The sequence below is a fragment of the Pseudomonas sp. COR18 genome (assembly GCF_048568395.1).
Lineage (GTDB): Bacteria > Pseudomonadota > Gammaproteobacteria > Pseudomonadales > Pseudomonadaceae > Aquipseudomonas > Aquipseudomonas fuscovaginae_B.
In genome coordinates this window covers 3,351,347-3,371,534 of sequence record NZ_CP183808.1, presented here as the reverse complement: position 1 = coordinate 3,371,534, position 20,188 = coordinate 3,351,347, and the positions used below count along the sequence as shown (strand labels likewise).

14 protein-coding genes are annotated in these 20,188 nt (G+C 66.0%); 8 read left to right on the top strand and 6 right to left on the bottom strand.

The window, feature by feature from the left end; translation table 11 throughout:
• Positions 1 to 117: 117 nt before the first annotated feature.
• The gene (locus ACM62G_RS15585; RefSeq protein ID WP_273824163.1) at positions 118 to 471 is read right to left on the bottom strand and encodes a hypothetical protein; all 354 of its coding nucleotides are present in this window, start codon (positions 469 to 471) and stop codon (positions 118 to 120) included.
• 145 nt (positions 472 to 616) lie between these two features.
• On the opposite strand from ACM62G_RS15585, the gene ACM62G_RS15580 reads away from it, so the two are divergent.
• The 5 genes from ACM62G_RS15580 to ACM62G_RS15560 all read left to right on the top strand — a co-directional run bounded on the left by ACM62G_RS15580 (position 617) and on the right by ACM62G_RS15560 (position 4,818).
• On the top strand, positions 617 to 1,210 hold the full coding sequence (locus tag ACM62G_RS15580; RefSeq protein WP_273824164.1) for a DUF2796 domain-containing protein: 594 nt from the start codon (positions 617 to 619) through the stop codon (positions 1,208 to 1,210).
• Positions 1,211 to 1,362: 152 nt separating this feature from the next.
• Entirely contained in the window at positions 1,363 to 2,073 is a 711-nt protein-coding gene (locus ACM62G_RS15575; protein ID WP_273824165.1) for an ABC transporter ATP-binding protein, read from the top strand.
• Between the two features lies 1 nt (position 2,074).
• Entirely contained in the window at positions 2,075 to 3,340 is a 1,266-nt protein-coding gene (locus ACM62G_RS15570) for an ABC transporter permease (RefSeq protein WP_054061297.1), read from the top strand.
• A gap of 11 nt (positions 3,341 to 3,351) precedes the next feature.
• Positions 3,352 to 3,885 carry a DUF3299 domain-containing protein gene (locus tag ACM62G_RS15565; protein ID WP_054061298.1) on the top strand — a complete coding sequence of 178 codons (534 nt, stop codon included), beginning with the start codon at positions 3,352 to 3,354 and terminating at the stop codon, positions 3,883 to 3,885.
• 234 nt (positions 3,886 to 4,119) lie between these two features.
• Entirely contained in the window at positions 4,120 to 4,818 is a 699-nt protein-coding gene (locus ACM62G_RS15560; protein WP_054061299.1) for an OmpW/AlkL family protein, read from the top strand.
• Positions 4,819 to 4,876: 58 nt separating this feature from the next.
• Here ACM62G_RS15560 and ACM62G_RS15555 read toward each other — a convergent pair whose 3' ends face one another.
• Both ACM62G_RS15555 and ACM62G_RS15550 read right to left on the bottom strand, forming a co-directional pair.
• The gene (locus tag ACM62G_RS15555) at positions 4,877 to 5,806 is read right to left on the bottom strand and encodes an NAD-dependent epimerase/dehydratase family protein (RefSeq protein WP_419737443.1); all 930 of its coding nucleotides are present in this window, start codon (positions 5,804 to 5,806) and stop codon (positions 4,877 to 4,879) included.
• Positions 5,799 to 6,683: a sugar nucleotide-binding protein gene (locus ACM62G_RS15550; RefSeq protein ID WP_273824168.1), complete on the bottom strand. Its 885-nt coding sequence runs from the start codon at positions 6,681 to 6,683 to the stop codon at positions 5,799 to 5,801. Before ACM62G_RS15550 ends, ACM62G_RS15555 begins: the two co-directional genes overlap by 8 nt.
• A gap of 189 nt (positions 6,684 to 6,872) precedes the next feature.
• Here ACM62G_RS15550 and ACM62G_RS15545 point away from each other — a divergent pair, with 189 nt between their 5' ends.
• Positions 6,873 to 11,171 carry an Lhr family helicase gene (locus ACM62G_RS15545; protein WP_419737442.1) on the top strand — a complete coding sequence of 1,433 codons (4,299 nt, stop codon included), beginning with the start codon at positions 6,873 to 6,875 and terminating at the stop codon, positions 11,169 to 11,171.
• 149 nt (positions 11,172 to 11,320) lie between these two features.
• On the opposite strand, the gene ACM62G_RS15540 is transcribed toward ACM62G_RS15545, so the two are convergent.
• Positions 11,321 to 13,396, bottom strand: a complete 2,076-nt coding sequence (locus ACM62G_RS15540; protein ID WP_419737529.1) for a mechanosensitive ion channel family protein — start codon at positions 13,394 to 13,396, stop codon at positions 11,321 to 11,323.
• A gap of 302 nt (positions 13,397 to 13,698) precedes the next feature.
• On the opposite strand from ACM62G_RS15540, the gene ACM62G_RS15535 reads away from it, so the two are divergent.
• On the top strand, positions 13,699 to 14,619 hold the full coding sequence (locus ACM62G_RS15535) for a LysR family transcriptional regulator (protein WP_054059474.1): 921 nt from the start codon (positions 13,699 to 13,701) through the stop codon (positions 14,617 to 14,619).
• Positions 14,620 to 14,644: 25 nt separating this feature from the next.
• Here ACM62G_RS15535 and ACM62G_RS15530 read toward each other — a convergent pair whose 3' ends face one another.
• Positions 14,645 to 15,715 (bottom strand): tetratricopeptide repeat protein, encoded by a 1,071-nt coding sequence (locus tag ACM62G_RS15530; protein WP_419737441.1) that lies wholly within the window; start codon positions 15,713 to 15,715, stop codon positions 14,645 to 14,647.
• Entirely contained in the window at positions 15,712 to 18,015 is a 2,304-nt protein-coding gene (locus ACM62G_RS15525; protein ID WP_419737440.1) for an ATP-binding protein, read from the bottom strand. Before ACM62G_RS15525 ends, ACM62G_RS15530 begins: the two co-directional genes overlap by 4 nt.
• A 203-nt stretch (positions 18,016 to 18,218) precedes the next feature.
• Here ACM62G_RS15525 and ACM62G_RS15520 point away from each other — a divergent pair, with 203 nt between their 5' ends.
• On the top strand, positions 18,219 to 20,117 hold the full coding sequence (locus ACM62G_RS15520) for an MAC/perforin domain-containing protein (RefSeq protein WP_419737439.1): 1,899 nt from the start codon (positions 18,219 to 18,221) through the stop codon (positions 20,115 to 20,117).
• Positions 20,118 to 20,188: the final 71 nt, after the last annotated feature.

Genomic DNA, 20,188 nt, shown 5'->3' with positions numbered 1-20,188 from the left:
GTAACTCTAGCCAAGATTCCTGAACGTGCGATGACATGGGTCAAGACGCCGACAGTTGACGCGGGGTAATGAGGAAGATTTGCCGAAGTCGCGTGTCCGGCAGCCGGACGTTGGCAATCAACCACCGATCCAACTGAAGAGCGGCGAATCCGCGCCACTCTCGACCCGGACCTCGCTGCTATGGCGCAACCGCACCAGCAGGCGCTTGCCCGCTGCCGTGCTGCCGGTCAGCGCCTCCAACTGCTCCAGCAGTTCCGGCCCGCTCAGTTGCCCGGCCTGGCGCAACAGCTCCCGGGCCAGTTGCCATTGGGTGTCGTCCTGGCTCGCCGGTTTGCTCACCACTGCGGCGGCGGTCGCCTGCTGCGGCGTCACGCCCTGCAACTGCGCGCCCAGACGGGCCCACTCGTTGTCGTCCAGCTCCAGCGTCAAGTCCACCGGCCACTGGCCGACGGTCCCACGAATCCTCACCATGCATCAGTCCTCGTTCATCTTTGTGCCACAGGCAGGGCTGCATGCTCCCATGCGTCAGCAGGATAGCCAAGCGGGTGGCTGAAACAGCCAGAAACGTTATAAGATCACATAACATAATCCCCTTCGCCGTTTCCGGAGAAACGCCATGCGCCGCCTGCTCCTCGCCCTGCCTTTCGCCCTGTTGCCCCTGGTCGCCGCCCAGGCCCATGAAAAAGAACATGGCAGCCTCGGTGCCCATGAACACGGTGTGGGCCGCCTGAATGCGGTGCTGGATGCGCAGACCCTGGAACTGGAACTGCAAAGCCCGGCGATGAACCTGGTGGGCTTCGAACATGCCGCCACCAGCGATGCCGACAAGGCCAAGGTCGCGGCCGTGCGTGCGCTGCTGGACAAGCCGCTGGAACTGTTCAACCTGCCCAAGGGCGCCGGTTGCGTGGTCGCCAACCAGGAGCTGGAGAGCCCGCTGTTCGGTGACCCGGCGCCGGAAGATGCCGACCACGACGACGATGATGACGACCACGCCCAGGCGGGCGGCGAGCACGAGCACCATCACGACCACAGCGAAATCCACGCGCACTACCAGTTCACCTGCAGCACGCCGACGGCGCTCAAGCAGCTCGACCTGAGCCAGGTCTTCAAGACCTTCCCCGCCACCCAGAAAATCCAGGTACAACTGATCTCGCCAAGCGGCCAGCAGGGTGTCGATGCGACGCCGAAGGCCGCTACCCTGAAATTCTGATCCAATGCCCACGGTAGGAGCCGGCTTGCTGGCCATAGCGATGCCACTGGCGCCACCGACTCACTCTCGGATGGCCGCCTGGGGTGGATCGTCGGAAAGCCGCCGGCAGCACGCCGGCTCCTACAAGGCCTATCACCTGTGAAGCGGTTTCCATGACCCAAGCACTTATCGAACTGTCCGACCTGGGCTTCAACTGGCCCGGGCATCCGCAGTTGCTGGATATCCCGACGTTCCGCCTGGAACGCGGCGAAACCCTGTTTCTCAAGGGCCCCAGCGGCAGTGGCAAGACCACCCTGCTCGGCCTGCTCGGCGGTGTGCAGAAACCCAGCCGCGGCAGCATCCGCCTGCTCGGCCAGGAACTGACCGAACTGGGCGCCGGTGCCCGCGACCGTTTTCGCGTCGATCACACCGGCTACATCTTCCAGCAGTTCAACCTGCTGCCGTTTCTCTCGGTGCGCGAGAACGTCGAGCTGCCCTGTCACTTCTCCAGGTTGCGCGCCAGCCGCGCCGCGCAGCGCCACGGCAGTGTCGACCAGGCCGCCGCGGCCCTGCTCGCCCACCTGGGCCTCAAGGATCCGGCGCTGCTGGAACGCCGTGCCGACTCGCTGTCGATCGGCCAGCAGCAACGGGTCGCCGCCGCCCGCGCACTGATCGGCCAACCGGAACTGGTGATCGCCGACGAGCCGACCTCGGCCCTCGACTACGATGCCCGCGAAGCCTTCCTCCAACTGCTGTTCGCCGAATGCCGCGAGGCCGGCTCCAGCCTGCTGTTCGTCAGCCATGACCAGAGCCTGGCAGCGCTGTTCGACCGCCACCTGTCCCTGGCCGAACTCAATCGCGCGGCCGCGCCCGCGGAGGTTTGAGATGTACCTGTTACGACTGGCCCTGGCCAGCCTGGCCAACCGCCGTTTCACCGCCCTGCTCACGGCCTTCGCCATCGCTCTCTCGGTCTGCCTGCTGCTGGCGGTGGAACGGGTGCGCACCGAAGCCCGCGCCAGCTTCGCCAGCACCATCAGCGGCACCGACCTGATCGTCGGTGCCCGCTCCGGCTCGGTGAACCTGCTGCTGTACTCGGTGTTCCGCATCGGCAACGCCACCAACAACATCCGCTGGGACAGCTTCGAGCACTTCGCCAACGACCCGCGGGTGAAGTGGGCGATCCCGATGTCCCTCGGCGACTCGCACCGCGGCTACCGGGTGCTGGGCACCAGCGAGGCGTACTTCGAGCACTACCAGTACGGCCACCAGCAGAACCTCGAACTGGCCAGCGGCCGCGCCTTCGCCACCGATCCGTTCGAGGTGGTGCTCGGTGCCGAAGTCGCCGAGGCCCTGCACTACAAGCTCGGCGACAAGCTGGTGCTGGCCCATGGGGTCGCCGCGATCAGCCTGGTCAAGCACGATGACAAGCCGTTCACCGTGGTCGGCATCCTCAAGCGCACCGGCACGCCGGTGGACCGCACGCTGCACATCAGCCTCGGCGGCATGGAGGCGATCCACATCGACTGGCACAACGGTGTCCCGGCCCACGGCGCCGGGCGGATCAGCGCCGACCAGGCGCGCAACATGGACCTCACGCCCCAGGCGATCACCGCCTTCATGCTCGGCCTCAAGAGCAAAATCGCGACCTTCGCCCTGCAACGGGAGATCAACGAGTTCCGTGGCGAGCCGATGCTGGCGATCCTGCCGGGCGTGGCCCTGCAGGAGCTCTGGAGCCTGATGGGCACGGCGGAAAAGGCCCTGTTCGTGGTCTCGCTGTTCGTGGTGCTGACCGGCCTGATCGGCATGCTCACGGCGATCCTCACCAGCCTCAACGAACGCCGGCGGGAAATGGCGATCCTGCGCTCGGTGGGCGCGCGGCCCTGGCATATCGCCAGCCTGCTGGTACTGGAAGCCTTCGCCCTGGCGCTGGCCGGGGTGACGGCCGGGCTTGGTCTGTTGTACCTGGGCATCGCCCTGGCCCAGGGTTACGTGCAGTCCAACTATGGGCTTTACCTGCCGCTGTCCTGGCCAAGCGAATATGAATGGACGCTGCTCGGCGGTATCCTCGTCGCCGCCCTGTTGATGGGCAGCGTGCCGGCCTGGCGCGCCTATCGACAGTCCCTGGCCGATGGCCTGTCCATTCGTTTGTGAGCCCCTGTGCAATGAAGAAAGCCGTATTGCCCCGCGCCCTGCTGGCGCTGCTGTTGCTGGTGGCTCTGCCCACCTGGGCCAAGGACGCCATCCGCGAGCTGGTCTGGCAGGAGATGATCCCGCCGGATGCGCCCGAGGAAAAACCCGACATGCGCCCGCTGCACGACCTGTCGCAACTGGGCAACATGGACCCCGAGGCCGCGCCGGCGGCCAGGCAGGCCCTGCCCAATGCGCCGGTGGTCAAGGCCCTCGATGGCCAGCACGTGCGCCTGCCGGGTTACATCGTGCCGTTGGAAGTGAGCGAGGAAGGACGCACCACCGAGTTCCTGCTGGTGCCGTATTTCGGCGCCTGCATCCATGTGCCACCACCGCCATCGAACCAGATCGTGCACGTGACCAGCGAACTGGGGGTCAAGCTCGATGAGCTGTACCAGCCGTATTGGATCGAGGGGGTGTTGCAGGTGAAACCGAGCACCAGTGAGCTGGCGGATGCCGGGTACAGCATGGAGGCGCAGAAGATCTACGTGTACGAGCTGCCGAATTGAGGCAGACGGTTGGTTGGGGCCGGGGGGACGTATTCGCGGGCAAGCCCGGCTCCTACAGTTTAGTGCTCGGCTACAGACCTGTAGGAGCCGGGCTTGCCCGCGAAAGCGCCCGGATCGACAACATCCGACTTCCGCCTAGGCTCGATTGGCCTTTCATTGAGCTGAGTCAAGGACCCGTTCGGTCCGCTCCTTACCATTGGCCCCAGTGAATTCGAAACGTCCTCTGGAGCCCCCATGCACAAGTCCCTGCTCAGCGCCTCTCTCGTTGCGCTCGCCCTCGCCTCTCCACTTGCCCATGCCCACGACGCCGGCGACATCATCGTTCGCGCCGGTGCGATCACGGTCAACCCGAAAGCCGACAGTTCCAGCGTCAAGGTCGATCGCGGCCCGCTGGCCGGCGCCGACCTGGGCGGCAAGGCGACCATGAGCAGCGACACCCAGTTGGGTCTGAACTTCGCCTACATGGTCACCGATCACCTCGGTATCGAACTGCTGGCGGCGACCCCGTTCGAGCATGACGTGAAGATCAAGAACACCGCCCTGGGCGCTGCCAACGGCAAGCTCGGTACCCTCAAGCACCTGCCGCCGACCCTGAGCCTGGTGTACTACCCACTCGACGCCAAGTCGGCCTTCCAGCCTTACCTGGGCGCGGGTATCAACTACACCTGGATCTACGACGAGCACGTCGGCAGCGAGGCGAACGCCGCCGGCTTCGACAACTTCCGTGCGAAGAACTCCTGGGGCGTGGCCTGGCAGGTCGGTGCCGACTACATGCTCACCGACAAGCTGATGATCAACGCCCAGGTCCGCTACATCGATATCGATACCACCGCCTACGTCGACAACAACGCCGTGGCCGGCGGCACCCGTGCCAAGGTCAACGTCGATGTCGACCCGATGGTCTACATGGTCGGCCTGGGCTACAAGTTCTGATCCAGCCCAACGAAAAAGGCGCCTCGAAAGGCGCCTTTTTCGTTTCTGCCGACTGACCTCAGCGGCCCAGCAGGCGGGCCAGCCCGACGCTCATCGGTGTCGGCTCGGGGAACGCGAAACGCTCCAGCAGACGCTGGTTGTTCGCCCGCGAATGGCGGATATCGCCGGAACGGGCCGGCGCGTAGCTCACCGGTGGCAGCGGCCCGACCACTTCGGCCAGCGCCTGCAGCATCTGGTTGAGGGTGGTGGAGCGGTTCAGGCCGACATTGATCGCGCCTTCTTCCACCCGTGGCGCTTCGAGCGCCTGCACCAGCACATCCACCAGGTCGCCGACGTAGATGAAATCGCGGGTCTGCTCGCCATCGCCGAACACGGTGATCGGCAGGCCCTTCTCCGCCCGTTCGCTGAAAATGCTGATCACCCCGGAGTACGGCGAGGACGGGTCCTGGCGTGGTCCGAAAACGTTGAAGAAGCGGAAGATCACCGGTTCCAGGCCATGCTGGCGACGGTAGAAATCGAAGTAGTATTCGCTGGCCAGCTTGTCCGACGCGTAGGGCGTCAGCGGCGCCTTGGCCGTGTCCTCGACGATCGACTCGCCTTCGCCGTTGTTGCCGTACACCGCCGCGCTCGACGCGAACAGCACCCGCTTGACGCCCGCCTGGCGCATGGCCTCGCAGACATTCAACGTGCCGATGAAGTTGCTCTGATGAGTGCGCACCGGATCGTCCACCGAGGCCTGCACCGAAGCCACCGCCGCCAGGTGCACCACCGCCTGGCAGCCGACCATGGTCCGGGCGACGAGCGCGGCATCGGCCACGTCGCCCACGATCAGTTCGACCCGCGGATCGTCCAGGGCCAGGTTGCTGCGCTTGCCGGTCGACAGGTCGTCCAGCACGCGAATCGAATAACCCTTGGCCAGCAGCCGCTCGGCCAGGTTGGAACCAATGAAACCGGCGCCACCGGTGATCAGAATGGGGGCATCAGCCATGACGATAGAACCTGTCCAGTAAAGCCGGCAGCCCGGCGCGCCAGGCGCGGGGCTTGATACCGAAGGTGTGAAGGATTTTCTTGCAGGCCAGCACCGCGTGCTGCGGCTCTTCGGCGGCGTCCGGACGAGCCGCGTGGGCCTGGGCCGTCGGTGCCTCGATCGCCAGCGAACGGTAGCTGCGCGCCTCGCCGAGGATCGCCTGGCCCAGCGCCAGCGGCGTGGTCGCCTCATGGCCGGCGTAGTGATAGGTGCCCCACAGCGGCGCGGCGCAATCGAGTTGCTTGAGCACCGAGATGATCACCCGCGCGGCATCGTCCACCGGCGTCGGGTTGCCACGCCGGTCGTCGGCGAGCAGCAGTTCCTCGGGCTGCTCGGCCCGGGCCAGGAAGCGCCCCAGGGAACCGTCGGTGCTGTCATCCAGCAGCCAGCCGAAACGCAACAGCACGTGCTGCGGACAGGTCGCCCGCACGCTCTGCTCGATGCGCCACAGGGCCTGGCCACGCAGGCCGAGGGGGACCGGCTCGTCCTTTTCGCTGTAGGCGGTCGCCCGCGAGCCGTCGAAGACCCGATAGCTGGAGGGTTGGACGAGGATGATGTTGTGATGCTGGCAAAGTTCGGCCAGACGCTCGACCGCACTCTCCTGGCCGGCCAGGCGGGTTTCGCTGACCGTTTCGGCCTGGAACCAGTCGAAATAGTAGGCGAGGTTGATCAACGCATCCGGACGGGTGTCGTCCAGCAGTTGCGTCAGGCTCGCGGCGTCCCAGCCGTCCTGCGGCGGGCGGGGGGCGAGGAAACTGATGTCTTCCTCCGCCCCCAGGCGAATCAGCGCCTGCCCGAGGGCATTCCCGCCGCCCAATAACATAAGGCGCATTCGCATAGAGTCAGCTGGCCCAGAATCAGTTCAGAACGATGAAGGTGTACGGAAAACCGGGGGTTTCCCACTGGCGATAACCACAATCGTTGCATTTTGCGGGTTTTGGAGGCAATCGTCACGGAGAAAGTGCCGGGAGGCACGGTCGGCCGGTCCCGCTTGCAACCTGCAGCCGGCGGCCGCATAAAGGACAGTATGAACCTTCCCGAATCGGTCCCCGGCGCCCTGGCGGGTTTTCACCCGGCCGTCAGCGCCTGGTTTCGCCACACCTTCCCGGACGTCACCGCCGCCCAGGCCCGTGCCTGGCCGCTCATCGGTCAGCGCCGGTCGACCCTGATCGCCGCGCCCACCGGCTCCGGCAAGACCCTCACGGCCTTTCTCGCGGTGATCGACGAGCTGGTGCGCCAGGGCCTCGCCCAGGGTGGCAAGCTGCCAGCAGACACCCGGGTGGTCTACGTCTCGCCGCTCAAGGCACTGTCCAACGACATCCGCATCAACCTGCAGGAGCCGCTGGCCGGGATCACCGCCGAACTCGAGCGCCAGGGCCTGCCGCCCTTGCGGATCGATACCGCGGTGCGCACCGGCGATACCCCGGACCGGGAGCGTGTGCAGATGCGCAAGAGCGCGCCGCACATCCTGGTCACCACTCCGGAATCGCTGTATGTGCTGCTCGGCTCCGAGTCCGGGCGACGCATGCTCGCCAGCACCCGCACGGTGATCGTCGACGAAATCCATGCCATCGCCGCCAGCAAGCGCGGCAGCCACCTGGCCCTGAGCCTGGAGCGCCTGCAGGCATTGTGCGGCGAACCGCTGCTGCGGATCGGCCTGTCCGCCACGCAGAAGCCGATCGACGCGGTGTCACGCTTCCTGGTCGGCAACCGGCGTCCCTGCGAAATCATCGATATCGGCCACGCCCGCCCGCGCGACCTGGCCCTCGAAGTAACCAGGGTGCCGTTGAGCGCGGTGATGGCCAACGACGTCTGGGAACAGGTCTACGACCGGCTCGCCGAACTGGCCCGCGAACATCGCACCACCCTGGTGTTCGTCAATACCCGGCGCCTGGCCGAACGCCTGACCCGCCACCTGAGCGAGCGCCTGGGCCAGCAGGCCGTCGCCGCCCACCACGGCAGCCTGGCCAAGGAGCACCGGCTGGAGGCCGAGCAGCGTCTCAAGCGCGGCGAGTTGCAAGTGCTGGTCGCCACCGCTTCGCTGGAACTGGGCATCGACATCGGCGAAGTCGAGCTGGTCTGCCAGATCGGCTCGCCGGGCTCGATCTCGGCGTTTGTGCAACGGGTCGGCCGCTCCGGCCATCAGGTCGGCGGCACGCCCAAGGGCCGGCTGTTCCCGACCAGCCGCGACGACCTGCTCGAATGTGCCGCCCTGCTCGACTGCGTACGCCGCGGCGAGCTCGATGTCCTGCTGATTCCCCGCGCGCCGCTGGATGTGCTGGCACAGCAGATCGTCGCCGAAGTCAGTTGCCAGCAATGGCAGGAAGCGGCGCTGCTGGCGATGATCCGCCGCGCCAGCCCCTACGCCGAACTCGACGAACAGACCTACCAGGCACTGCTGCAGATGCTCGCCGAGGGCTTCAACAGTCGCCAGGGTCTGCGCAGCGCCTACCTGTACCGCGATAGCGTGGCCCGCACCCTGCGCGGAAGGCGCGGCGCCCAGCTGACGGCGCTGACCAGCGGCGGGACCATTCCGGACAACGCCGACTACGCCGTGCTGCTCGAACCCCAGGGGCTGAACATCGGCACCGTCAATGAGGATTTCGCCGTGGAGAGCATCGCCGGCGATGTCTTCCAGTTGGGCAACCATTCCTATCGGATTTTACGGGTGGAGACCGGCCGGGTACGGGTCGAGGATGCCCAAGGCCAGCCGCCGAGCATTCCGTTCTGGCTCGGCGAAGCGCCCGGACGCAGCAACGAACTGTCGTTTGCCGTGGCGCGCCTGCGCAGCCAGCTGGACGAGTTGCTGGGGGCCACGCCGGGTAATCTGCGACCGAGCCTGGACTGGTTGTGCCATGAGATCGGCCTGGACCTGGCCAGCGCCGAGCAGATCGTCGAATACCTGGCCCGCGCCCGCCAAGCCCTCGGCGCGCTGCCGTCGCAGGATACCCTGCTGATGGAGCGGTTCTTCGACGAATCCGGCGGTACCCAACTGGTTATCCACAGCCCCTTCGGCAGCCGGGTCAACCGCGCCTGGGGCCTGGCCCTGCGCAAGCGTTTCTGCCGCACGTTCAACTTCGAATTGCAGGCGGCGGCCAGCGAGGACGCCATCGTGCTGTCGCTGTCCACCAGCCACAGCTTCGCCCTGGAGGAAGTCTGGCGTTACCTGCGTAGCCAGAGCGCCGAGCAGATCCTCGTCCAGGCGCTGCTCGACGCACCGCTGTTCGGCGTGCGCTGGCGCTGGAATGCCGGGGTCGCGCTGGCCTTGCCGCGCTTCGTCGGCGGGCGCAAGGTGCCGCCGCAGATCCAGCGGATGAAAGGCGAGGACCTGACCGCCTGCGTCTTCCCCGACCAGATCGCCTGCCTGGAAAACCTCGCCGGCGAACGGGAGATTCCCGATCACCCGCTGGTGCGGCAAACCCTCGACGACTGCCTGCACGAAGCCATGGACAGCGAGGGTTGGCTGGCCCTGCTACGGCGCATGGAGGCCGGTGACATCCGCCTGATCGCCCGCGACCTGCCGGCGCCCTCGCCCCTGGCGGCGGAGATCCTCAACGCCAAGCCCTACACCTTTCTCGACGACGCGCCACTGGAGGAGCGCCGGACCCAGGCCGTGCTCAACCGCCGCTGGAGTGACCCGCAGAGTACCGACGATCTCGGCGCACTGGACGGCGACGCGATCAACGCGGTGCGGGCAGAAGCCTGGCCGCAACCGGCCAGTGTCGACGAAATGCACGAAGCGCTGATGAGCCTGGCGCTGGTCAGCGATGCCGAGGTGGCGGACAACACGCACTGGGCGGACTGGCTCCAGGCCCTGGCTGACAGTGGGCGCGCCACCCGCCTGCAACTACTCGACGGCCAGGGCGGCTGGGTGGCCCTGGAGCGCCTGGGCTGCCTGCGGGCCCTTTATCCACAGGCCGCACTGCAACCGGCGTTGCAACCGCTGGCGGAATTCGAGCGCAACCGCGACCGCGACGAGGCCGCCGTCGAGGTGGTCCGCGCCCGCCTCAGTGGCTTTGGCCCGTTGTCGCTGGCGCAGATCGCCCGGCCGCTGGCCCTGGACAACACCACGGTGGCCCAGGCCCTGGCGAGACTGGAGGGCGAGGGTTATGTGTTGCGCGGCCGTTTCAGCCCTGGCGCCAGCACCGAACAGTGGTGCGAACGGCATCTGCTGGCGCGCATTCATCGCTATACGGTCAAGCGCCTGCGGCGGGAAATCGAACCGGTCAGCCTGCAGGACTTCATGCGTTTCCTGTTCGACTGGCAGCACCTCTCCAGCGCCAGCCAGGCCCGCGGCAATGCCGCCCTGCCAGCGATCGTCAGCCAGCTCGAAGGTTATGCCGCAGCCGCCGGCGCCTGGGACAGCGAACTGCTCAATGCCCGCCTGAAGGATTATTCGTCGAGCTGGCTGGATGAGTTGTGCCGCTCGGGCAAGCTGGTGTGGATGCGGCTCAACGCCCGCGGCAAGGGTGCGGCGATGACGCTGCGCAGCACCCCGGTCGTGTTGCTGCCGCGGCCCCAGGTGGCGCGGTGGAGCAGCCTGGCGCAACAGACCGCGATCGAGGAGCTGTCACCGCGCACCCTCAAGGTTCATGCCGCACTGAGCCAGCACGGCGCGTTGTTCTTCGACGAACTGCTGCACGAGGCCCATCTGCTGCCGACCGAACTGGAGGCCGCGCTGCAGGAACTGGTCGGCGCCGGGCTGGTGAACGCCGACAGCTTCGCCGGGCTGCGGGCGCTGATCACACCGGCCAGCAAACGCCAGGCTCGGGGCGCGCGGCGCGGGCGTGGTCCGCTGGTCGGCGGGATGGAGGACGCCGGACGCTGGGCCTTGTTGCGCCGCTCCCCGGCCGAGGCAACTGATCGCTTGCCGGAAGAAACCCTCGAGCATATCGCCAGGACCCTGCTGCGCCGCTATGGCGTGGTGTTCTGGCGGCTGCTGGAACGGGAAGCGGAATGGCTGCCGAGCTGGCGCGAGCTGCTGCGCACCCTCCATCGCCTGGAGGCCCGTGGCGAGATTCGGGGCGGGCGCTTCGTCAGTGGCCTGGCCGGGGAACAGTTCGCCTTGCCCGAGGCCATCCCCTTGTTGCGCGAGGTTCGTCGTCGCCCCCTGGATGGCAGCCTGGTCGCGGTATGTGGCGCCGACCCGCTGAACCTGGCCGGCACCTTGTTGCCGGGCAGCAAGGTGCCGGCGTTGGCAGGTAATCGGCTGGTGTATCGCGATGGGATACCCGCAGCCGCCGAAATCGCCGGCAAACAGTTGTTCTGGCTGGAACTCGAGCAGCCGGCAGCGGATGAGGTCAAACAAAAGCTGATCCGGCATTAGGAAAGACTGGAGAGTTGTGGTGTTGCCGAGGACCTCTGCGCGGATGAATCCGGCTCCCACAGTGTCAGCGTGGTTCGCAGGATTCATGCACGAGCGAGCACTTATGGGGCCGGATTCATCTGCCAAAGGGCCAGGACAGACACCCCGAATCACTGAGTCTGCACCCGTTCCCCAGGCAGCAGCACCGCCCCGCCTTCCGGTTTCGGCGCCACCTCTTCCTGCGGCGGTGTGCGGTTCGGCAACATCAACGTCTGGGGATAAGTCTGCGCGAAGTGCACCCAGGGGCTCTGATCCACCAGCTTCTTCAAGCGCTCGTTGAATGCCCGGCTCACCGCGTACTGCCCACCGGACACCGTGCGGAACTGTGCCGTCAGCACCACGCCATTCAAATCCATCCGGTCCACCCCGAATACCTCCAGCGGCCCCTGCAGGTTGAACTTGAGGAAGCTGTCCTCGCTGATCATCCGCCCGGCCTCGCGAATCAGCGCGGTGGCCTTGTCGACATCGGTGTCGTAGGTGAACTGCACCGAGAAGAAGGCAAAGGCGAATTGCCGCGACTGGTTGGTGACCGCCTTGATCTGGCCGAACGGCACCGAATGGACGAAACCCTTGCCGTCACGCAGGCGCAGGGTGCGGATGGTCAACCCCTCCACCGTGCCGGCGTGGCCGGAGTCGAGCACCACCCAGTCGCCGATCGACAGGGTGTCCTCGATGATGATGAACAGGCCGGTGATCACATCCTGCACCAGTTGCTGGGAACCGAAGCCGATCGCCAGCCCGACCACCCCGGCCCCCGCCAGCAGTGGCGCAACGTTGATCCCCAGGTTGGCCATGGTGGTGATGGTGCAGATCACCACGAGGATGATCTTCACCGCATTGCGCAGCAACGGCAGGATGGTTTTCACCCGCATGCTCGGCTGGCGCGAGGAGCGCGGGTTGATCGGCGGCTTCAGCGCTTCCTGGATCGCCGTGTCGAGCACCACCCACAGCAACCAGGTGGCCAGCAGGATCAGGCCGATGCGACTCAGAGCATCGCTGATCGCCCGCCCCACGGAGTTCTGGGCGGCGAACTCGTAGAGCGACAGCCCCCAGATCCGCCCGAGCAATTCGATGAAGGTCACCGCCAGGGCAATCCGCAGCAGCGCATGCAACAGGCTCAGCAGACGCTCCTTGTACACGCTGCTGCGCTGGATCGCCTCGGCGCTGCGGCCCTTGAACAGGTGCTGGATGATGGTGCTGAGAAACACCGTGCCGATCAGCAGTACGGTGGTCAGCAAGGCACAGCGCAAGGCCTTCTGGCTGTCTTCGCCGGCACCGATCAGGTTCACCACCGAGACCAGCACCATCAGCAGGATCGGCCAGTACCACAGGCCGGAGAAGATCCGCAGCGACTCCTGCAGTGCCGGCTGGCGCAGGCGCTGGGCCAGGGGCCGATTGCGGATCAGGTGGGCCACCGGGCGACGCAGGCGGAACACCAGCACACCGAAACACAGCGAGGCGAACAGCCCGGTGAACACGGCGACGCTGCTGGTGATATTGCCGCCCAGTTGCCGGGCGATCTGCGGGCTGGTGAGCGCATCGCTGAGGGCCGCCAGGAAACCGATCAGGAACAGCGGGCGCGGGCTGTAGCTGCGGATGACCCGCACCGCCTGGCGCTTGTGGCCAAGATCGAACAGCACGCTCAGGCACAGCAGCAGCCCGGTGGAGAACACCCCGCTGCTGGTGGCATAGGCCAGGCACAGCGCCAGGGCGCGGCCCACCGAGACCGGCAGCAGATGACTGGCATAGAGGGTCAGCGGCAGGCTGGCCAGGGCTGGCAACATGTAGGGCAGGAGGTAGCCCACCAGCGAGCGGCCGCGTTCGCGATTGAGCAACAGTGGCTGGCGGTTGAGCCGGCGGGCGGCGAACCGGCCGGGCAGACTCAGCCCGGCGAAACTGCCGATCCACACCAGCGACAGCAGCAGGAAGTCGGCGGCCACGCTCCAGGGCGAACGCTCGACGGTCTGGCTGACCAGCCGATCCATTTCATCAGCCGCCCGGTCGGCTCGCAGGCGCCAGGCGTCCAGCAGGTTGTCGTTGAGGTCGAGCTTGTCCTGGACCTCCTCGATACTGGAACTGAGGGCGCCCAGCAGGCCACCCTGCACCAGCGGCTCGGGCGGAGCCTGGGGCGTGGCGGCGGGAGCGGCGCCAACCCCGCAACTGACGGCTAGCAGGAAGGTCGACAAGACGATGGCCAGCTTGAATCCGGGCACGGCGCAATTCCTCTTCGGCGGTCACTGTAAGGAACTGAGTCCCGCAAGGCCGGCAAAGTTCGCTTGGGGTTCACCCGAGCGTTCCACCTGCGCGGACTCCATGGTTTTGCGCAAGGCTTGAGGGCGTGTTCGCGGGCAAGCCACGCGCCTACAGGTAGGGGTATACCCTCGTTTTACATTCGGCGCGGCCCCTGTGGGAGACGAAAGATTGCGCTAGCGGGCCAGTCGCGGTATTTCACTAGCCATTCCCCCTTGGGTCCCGGGCGCCATCCAGCATGCGAAGACAATTCGACGACATCCTGCTCGGCAGTATCGAGCTGTTCTGCCTGGCCGCCGAAGCCGGCAGTTTCACCGGTGCGGCCGCGGTGGCCGGCGTCACGCCGGCGGCCGTGAGCCGGTCGATCTCGCGCATGGAGCAGCGCCTGGGCGTGCGCCTGTTTACCCGCACCACCCGCAGCATTCGCCTGACCGAAGGCGGTCGGGCCTACTTCGAGCAGTGTCGACAGGCGCTGACGCAACTGTCCGAGGCCCAGCGCGAGGTCATGGGCAAACAGCAGGAGCCGGCCGGCACCCTGCGCATCAGCATTCCCACCACCTACGCCCACCATCGCCTGCTGCCCCTGCTGCCGGCCTTTCGCGCGCGCTACCCGGCAGTACAGGTCGAGACGCATATCAGCAACCGCAACATCGATTTCGTCGAGGAAGGCTACGACCTGGCGATCCGGGTGCGGGTGCTGCCCGACTCCGGGCTGATCGCCCGGCATCTGGAGGACGCGGCGCTGGTGGTGGTCGCCAGCCCCGACTATCTGCGCCGGGCCGGGACGCCGCGACAGCTGGAGGACTTGCAGGACCATGAGTGCATCCAGTTCGAACTGCCCAGCAACGGGCGGCGCATCACCTGGCTGTTCAGGGAAGATGGCAAGGACCGCGAGGTACTGGCCGACAGCGGCTACTGCTGTTCGGAAGACGTGCTGGGCGGTGTGACGCTGGCCCGACATGGTGCCGGCCTGTTCCAGACCTACCGCTTCATCGTCGAGAAGGAACTGGCCGAGGGTTCGCTGGTGGAGGTGCTGCAGCCTTTCGCCGGCCGCTCGCGCCCTTTCACCCTGCTCTATCCCCATGGCCGGCACGTGCCGCTGCGGCTCAGGGCGTTCGTCGACTTTCTGCTGGAGCAGCGCGCCGGCTGGAGCGGATGAGCCCCACCTGGCCGGTACGAAGCGGTTATTGCAAAACCTGCATCAACTCCGGCATGGTCGCCACGAAACCGAATGCTGCGGCGTCGCGGTGGATTGCCCGCAACGCCTGGGCACTGACCTGATCGGTGTGTTGCAGCCACTGTGCCGCCGCACCGATCAGCCGCACATGGTGACGCACCCAGGCACAGGACGCGGACTCGGGCAGCAGCGCCATCTGCTGCCCGTGCCCGACGGCCTGCTCGAAATCGCCCGCGAGCAGGCAGACCTCGGCCGCGCTCACCCGAAAGCGCAGGGTGTTATGGGCCAGGCACGCCTGGTCCAGTAACGCCTCTCCCCGCTGCAGGGCCTGGCGCTTGAGGGCTGCATCATCCAGCATCAGGGCCTGGCTGCCATAGACCCAGGGGCCGATGTAGCGCTGCAGGTCGAAGCGCTCGACCCGCTCCACCGCTGCCAGGATCAGTGCCTGGGCCTGTTCGCGCTCACCCTGGCACAGCGCCACCCGCGCCAGCCCCTCCAGCACAAGCACCTCGAAACGGCTGGCGCCCAGGTTGCGCGCCAACTCCAGGGCTTCGGACAGTTCCTGCTGCGCCCTCACCTCCTCACCCGACGCCAGCAGGACCCAGGCCGCCGTCAGCCGGGAGAACACTTCGGCGCGGTGGTTGCCGATCCGGCGGCTGCCGGCGACAGCCTGCATGGCGTCCTGCAGGGCCAGCTCCGGCTGTCCTAGATAAAAACGCGCCGAACCACGGGCACTGCGATTGGCCGCTTCCACCTGCACCAGCTCATGGCGCTCGCACAGGCGCACGCATTGGTCGAACACTTCGCAGGCCGTCTGCATGCTGCCCTGGGCATAGTAGGAATCGCCAATGCCGCTGAGGGCCTTGGCCTGGGTTTCCAGGTGCTTGCCGATCCGCGCAAAGGACAGCGACTCTTCGTGCAGGCGCCGACACTCGGCATAGTCGCCACGGGGGAAATAGATATTGCCGCGCAGGTGATACAGCCGGGCGAGCGCCGTGTGCGCCCGCAGGCTGTGCGCCACCGGCAGGATCTGTTCGATCAGGCGCTCTTCTTCCTCCAGGCAGTCGAGGGTATTCAATACCGAGGCCAGCCCCAGTGCCGCCTCGATGCGCTCCTCCCCCGGGCCGCCAGCATCAGCGCCTGTTGAAAGTGCGTGCGGGCCTGCAACGTCCGCCCCAGCCCCGAACACGCCTGGGCGCAACGGTGCGCCAGGTCGAAGCTGGCCTCGCCGCGCTTGCCCAGGCCCACCGCCTGCTGGCCGAGGGCGAGGACCGACTCGTACTGGCAGTTCTGCAGTTTTTCCGCCATGGCCAGCAGCAGCGCGTCGAACGCCTCCGGTGCGTTGGCCCGCAGCAGATGCTGGGCACACAGCGCCTGGTCGCGCTGGCGGTAGAGCGAGGCCACCTCGCGGTGCAATTGGTCGCGCAATACCTGCGGCATCGCATCGTAGAGGCAGTGCATGACCAGATCGTGGACGAACCTGTAGCTGCCCGGCTCGACCTCCCGCAGCAGGCTCTGGCGCCATTGCACCTCGGGCACGTAGTCGGGCTGGGCCAGTGCCTCGCGCCACAGCGCCAGCTCGAAACGGTTGCCGAACACCGCGGCGTAATGCAGGGCCCGGCGCTGCGACGGCGTGAAACGTTCCACCCGCGTCTGGATCAGGTGCCGCAGGCTGTCGGGAACAATCCGCTCCTGGCTCGACAACAACTGCGTCAGGTACAGCGGGTTGCCCTGGGCCCGCACCACGCAGTCGGCGCGATAGGCCGGGTCGACGTCGACGAACTGCTCGGCCAGTACCGTCGCCTCACGCGGGCGGATCGGCGCGAGTTCCAGCAGGCTCATGGGGCTGGCGCAACGCGGGCGCAGTTCGCTTTCCAGCGGGTCGCCTTCGGGGCGCGAGGTGAGCAGCCAGACGATCGGCGCTTCGCGGCTGGCATCGAGCAGCCGACCGAGCATCGCCAACAGGCCGCTGTCGCCCCAATGCAGGTCTTCGACGATGATCAGCAAAGGCTGCTGCACGGCGACACGCAACAGCAGTTGCAACAGCGCGTTGAACAATCCCTGCGAGCGCGCCTCGCCGCCCATCGCCGCGTACAGCGCCTGCTGTGCCTTGAACGCGCGATCGACGCCCTGCACACCCGTGAGCATCTGCAGAAACATCAGCGACGGCTCGGCCAGTTTCAACCGGCTCACCGCCACCTCCAGGGCCTGTGCCTGAACCGGCTCCGCAGTCCCCAGGCCCAGCAGGCTGAGGACCAGTTGGCCGAGGGGCCAGAGGCCATGGTCCATGCCGAAATCCAGCACATCGCCACGATGACAGACGAACCCGCCCTGCCGGGCCATTTCGCAGAACTCGCTGACCAGCCGGGTCTTGCCGATACCGGCCATGCCACGCAGGTAAACCACATGACCGTCCTGGCATTCCTCGGCGGCCTCGATCACGCCCTTGAACTGCAACAGCTCGATCGCCCGGCCCACCAACGGCCGCGGCGCATTGTCGTCGAGGCTTCGCAGGCGCAGGCATTTGCGATAGCTGGGCAACACCGGGTCGGCCGCGGCGAATTCGAAGCGCAGGGCCAGTTGTTCGATCAGGTCCTGCGCGACATGCACCGGCGCGTTGCCATACAGGGAGGGAAACACATGGTGGACCTGGGCCAGGACCTCGAGCGGCATCGCCTCGTGCTCGCGCACCAGCCGCAGCACGATCCCGTGCCCGACCCGGACAAACTGCTCGCGGCTCAACGCCAGGGCACACAGCAGGCCCCGTTCGCTGTCACTGCGGTAGGCCTGGGGCGAACCGAACCGGGCAATGACCAGGCCCTGGGCATTGCCGATGCAGACGCCACCAAACTGCTGGATCAACCGCTCGATGCCTTCGGTCAACGGCGCCGAACGCGCGCCTTCATCGGTGACAAAGCACAACTCCAGGACGTAGCGCGTCATCGCGTATTCCGGTGCCTGGAACAGACGCTCGTGCAGTTCGGCCATGGTGCTTTCGACTTCGGCCAAGGCCTCGGTGGCCGATTGCCCCAGCAGGGTGCTGACGTCGACATCGAAGGCTGTCGCCAGGTGGCGGGCCGTTCGATACAGCACCGGCTTGCCGGTTTCGGCCCGCTTGATGGAGGCGATGGACACGCACAGATGACGATTGAGGCAGGCTTCGGCGAGGGTTTCCTGGCTCAGGCCATGCTGCTTGCGCAGGGCCTTGAGCAGGCCGCTGTCGAGCAGGACCCGACCATCGGAAAGCATCGGCTCGACCCGCGGCAAGACGGAAAGCGGAAGATCTCTGGAGTCCATGTCGATAGCCCCGAGCGCCCCCTCACCCTGGGCGGGCTCGCCAATGAAAGCGCCGGGGATATCGGTGTAGGGCAATACCAAGTTGCTATCAGCCGGCTGTCGCGGGAGTGTACTCCAGCACCGCGACCACGTTAACCCACTGGTGCGGCAGTTTGGCCAGCTCGCTGATACCAAACTGATACTGCACTGAGACCGCTCTGGACTGTCTGGCATTGGCCCCTCTCCCGATACTGGGCCCCATCAATTGGCCCCAATTGATACAACCTGGACGAAAGGAGCCTGCAATGAGCAGCGAGTTGACAGACATCAGTGGTTCGCAGTTGTTGGGACTGGGCCTGAACAAACTGGACTGGGCCGGCGACAGCAAGGAATGCCAGAAGGTTGGCGATACCGAGTTCGGCAAGCACCCGATCAAATGCCTGGAGCGCACCTACAGCATCGGCAAGCACGTCACCCTCGACCTGGTGACCCAGGAAGACTATTTCACCGAGAGCTTTTCCTCCCATGAGGAATATGAGCGGCACAGTCAATCGAGCGTCGAGGCCAAGGGCAGCTATGGCGCCTTCTCGGCCGGCTTCAAGGCCACCTTCGGCAGCGATATTTCACAACTCCAGGAACACGAGGCTGCGCTCTACAGCCACACGGTACGTTTGTGGAGGCTGAGCCTGGCGGTCAACCCCGACAATGCCACCGAGGTGTTCAAGAGCCGGGTCACGGAACTGCCCGAGGTCTTCGATCCGGCTGACGCCCGGAAATTCTTCAATTTCTTCGTCGACTTCGGCGTCGACATCGTCAAGGAAGTCGTGGTCGGCGGGTCGCTGAACTACGCCATGACCGCCTCCAAGAAATACCTGAGCAACAAGACCAGCCTCAAGGCGATGCTCGAAGCCGAATACGGGGCGTTTGTCAGCGCCACAGCCTCGACCGCAACCACCGAGGAGGTCAAAAGCCGCATCGCCAACCGTCAAAGCCGGCTGACCACCTGTGGGGGCACACACTCCATCGACTTCAGTTCGATCAACCCCCAGAACTATCAGCCGGAATTCATCAAGTGGCGCCATTCCCTGATCGATAGTCCACGGGTGGTGGAGCTCAAGCTCTCCCCGATCTATCTCTTCGTCAAGGATGGCCCACGCCGCACGGCCCTGGAAGATGCCTACCAGTGGTATACCAGCTACAAGGCCGAGATCGATGCGACCTGGTCCGAGTCGGTGATTGTCATCGGCCGCGACAGTCGTCGCAGTTCGCCCAATGCGGCTGCCAACGGCCCGGCATTGCGTGCGGTGTTCATCGACAACAAGAGCAAGCAGACCAGCGAAGCCGTGCACTACCCACCGGCGGCCGATGCCGCGCCACAAGCCTTCGAGAAGTTCTGGGACGCCATGGCACTGCTGCTGAGCGGGAAATCCGAGCACAAATTGCTGCTGACCACCGAACGCTGGCCGCGCGACAGCCGCTACTACCCGAACGCCGCCATGCGTGAAGCACTGCTGGTCCACGGCGCCACGCAAGCCACCCTGACGCGCTGGGAGATCCTGGTCAGGAGCATGCAGCCCAACTTCCTGGCTGGCCTGACCTACGCGCTGGCCGGCAACAACCTGGAAGATGCCGGTGTGGACGGCGTGATTGCCGGCTTCGGCGACGCGGGAAAAGACCTCAGGCCACGAGTGAAGATCAGCGCACGGCTGTCCCACGATTCCTTCGGCCGGGTGAAACTGGTACAGACCGCCAAGGTGCTCGAAGACACGCAAACCGTCCTCTACCGGTTGCACAACAACACCGGTGACCATCCGGTACTGGTCGCCGACCCGCAGAACAAGAGCCGGATCGCCATGCAGAAAACGGATGCCAGCAATCCAGGGCAGCTCTGGTACATGAGGGAACTGGAGAAGCCCTACCCGGAGATCAACCATCCGATCCTGCTGATCAACTACGAGACCGGCAGCCTCCTGCAAGGCATGCAGGACCAGAGCGATTGCCGCCTGCACCCGATAAAACCGGGGCGCCAGGAGGACGACGTGATCTGGGACCGGCGTGGCGACGACATCTTCCACCTGCTGATGGTCTACCACCATGGGGCCGGCCTGTGCCTGACCCAGGTTGAAAAACGCGCAGCCGTTCGCCGCTGGCGCGAACCCCATGGCATGGACTGGTTCCGCGTGCAGCAACAGCCGCAACGTTAAAGAGGTAAGCTCACCGATCCGGCACGACCGCCGGATCGGTCCCTCGATCAACCGGCCTGTTCCCAGCCCCC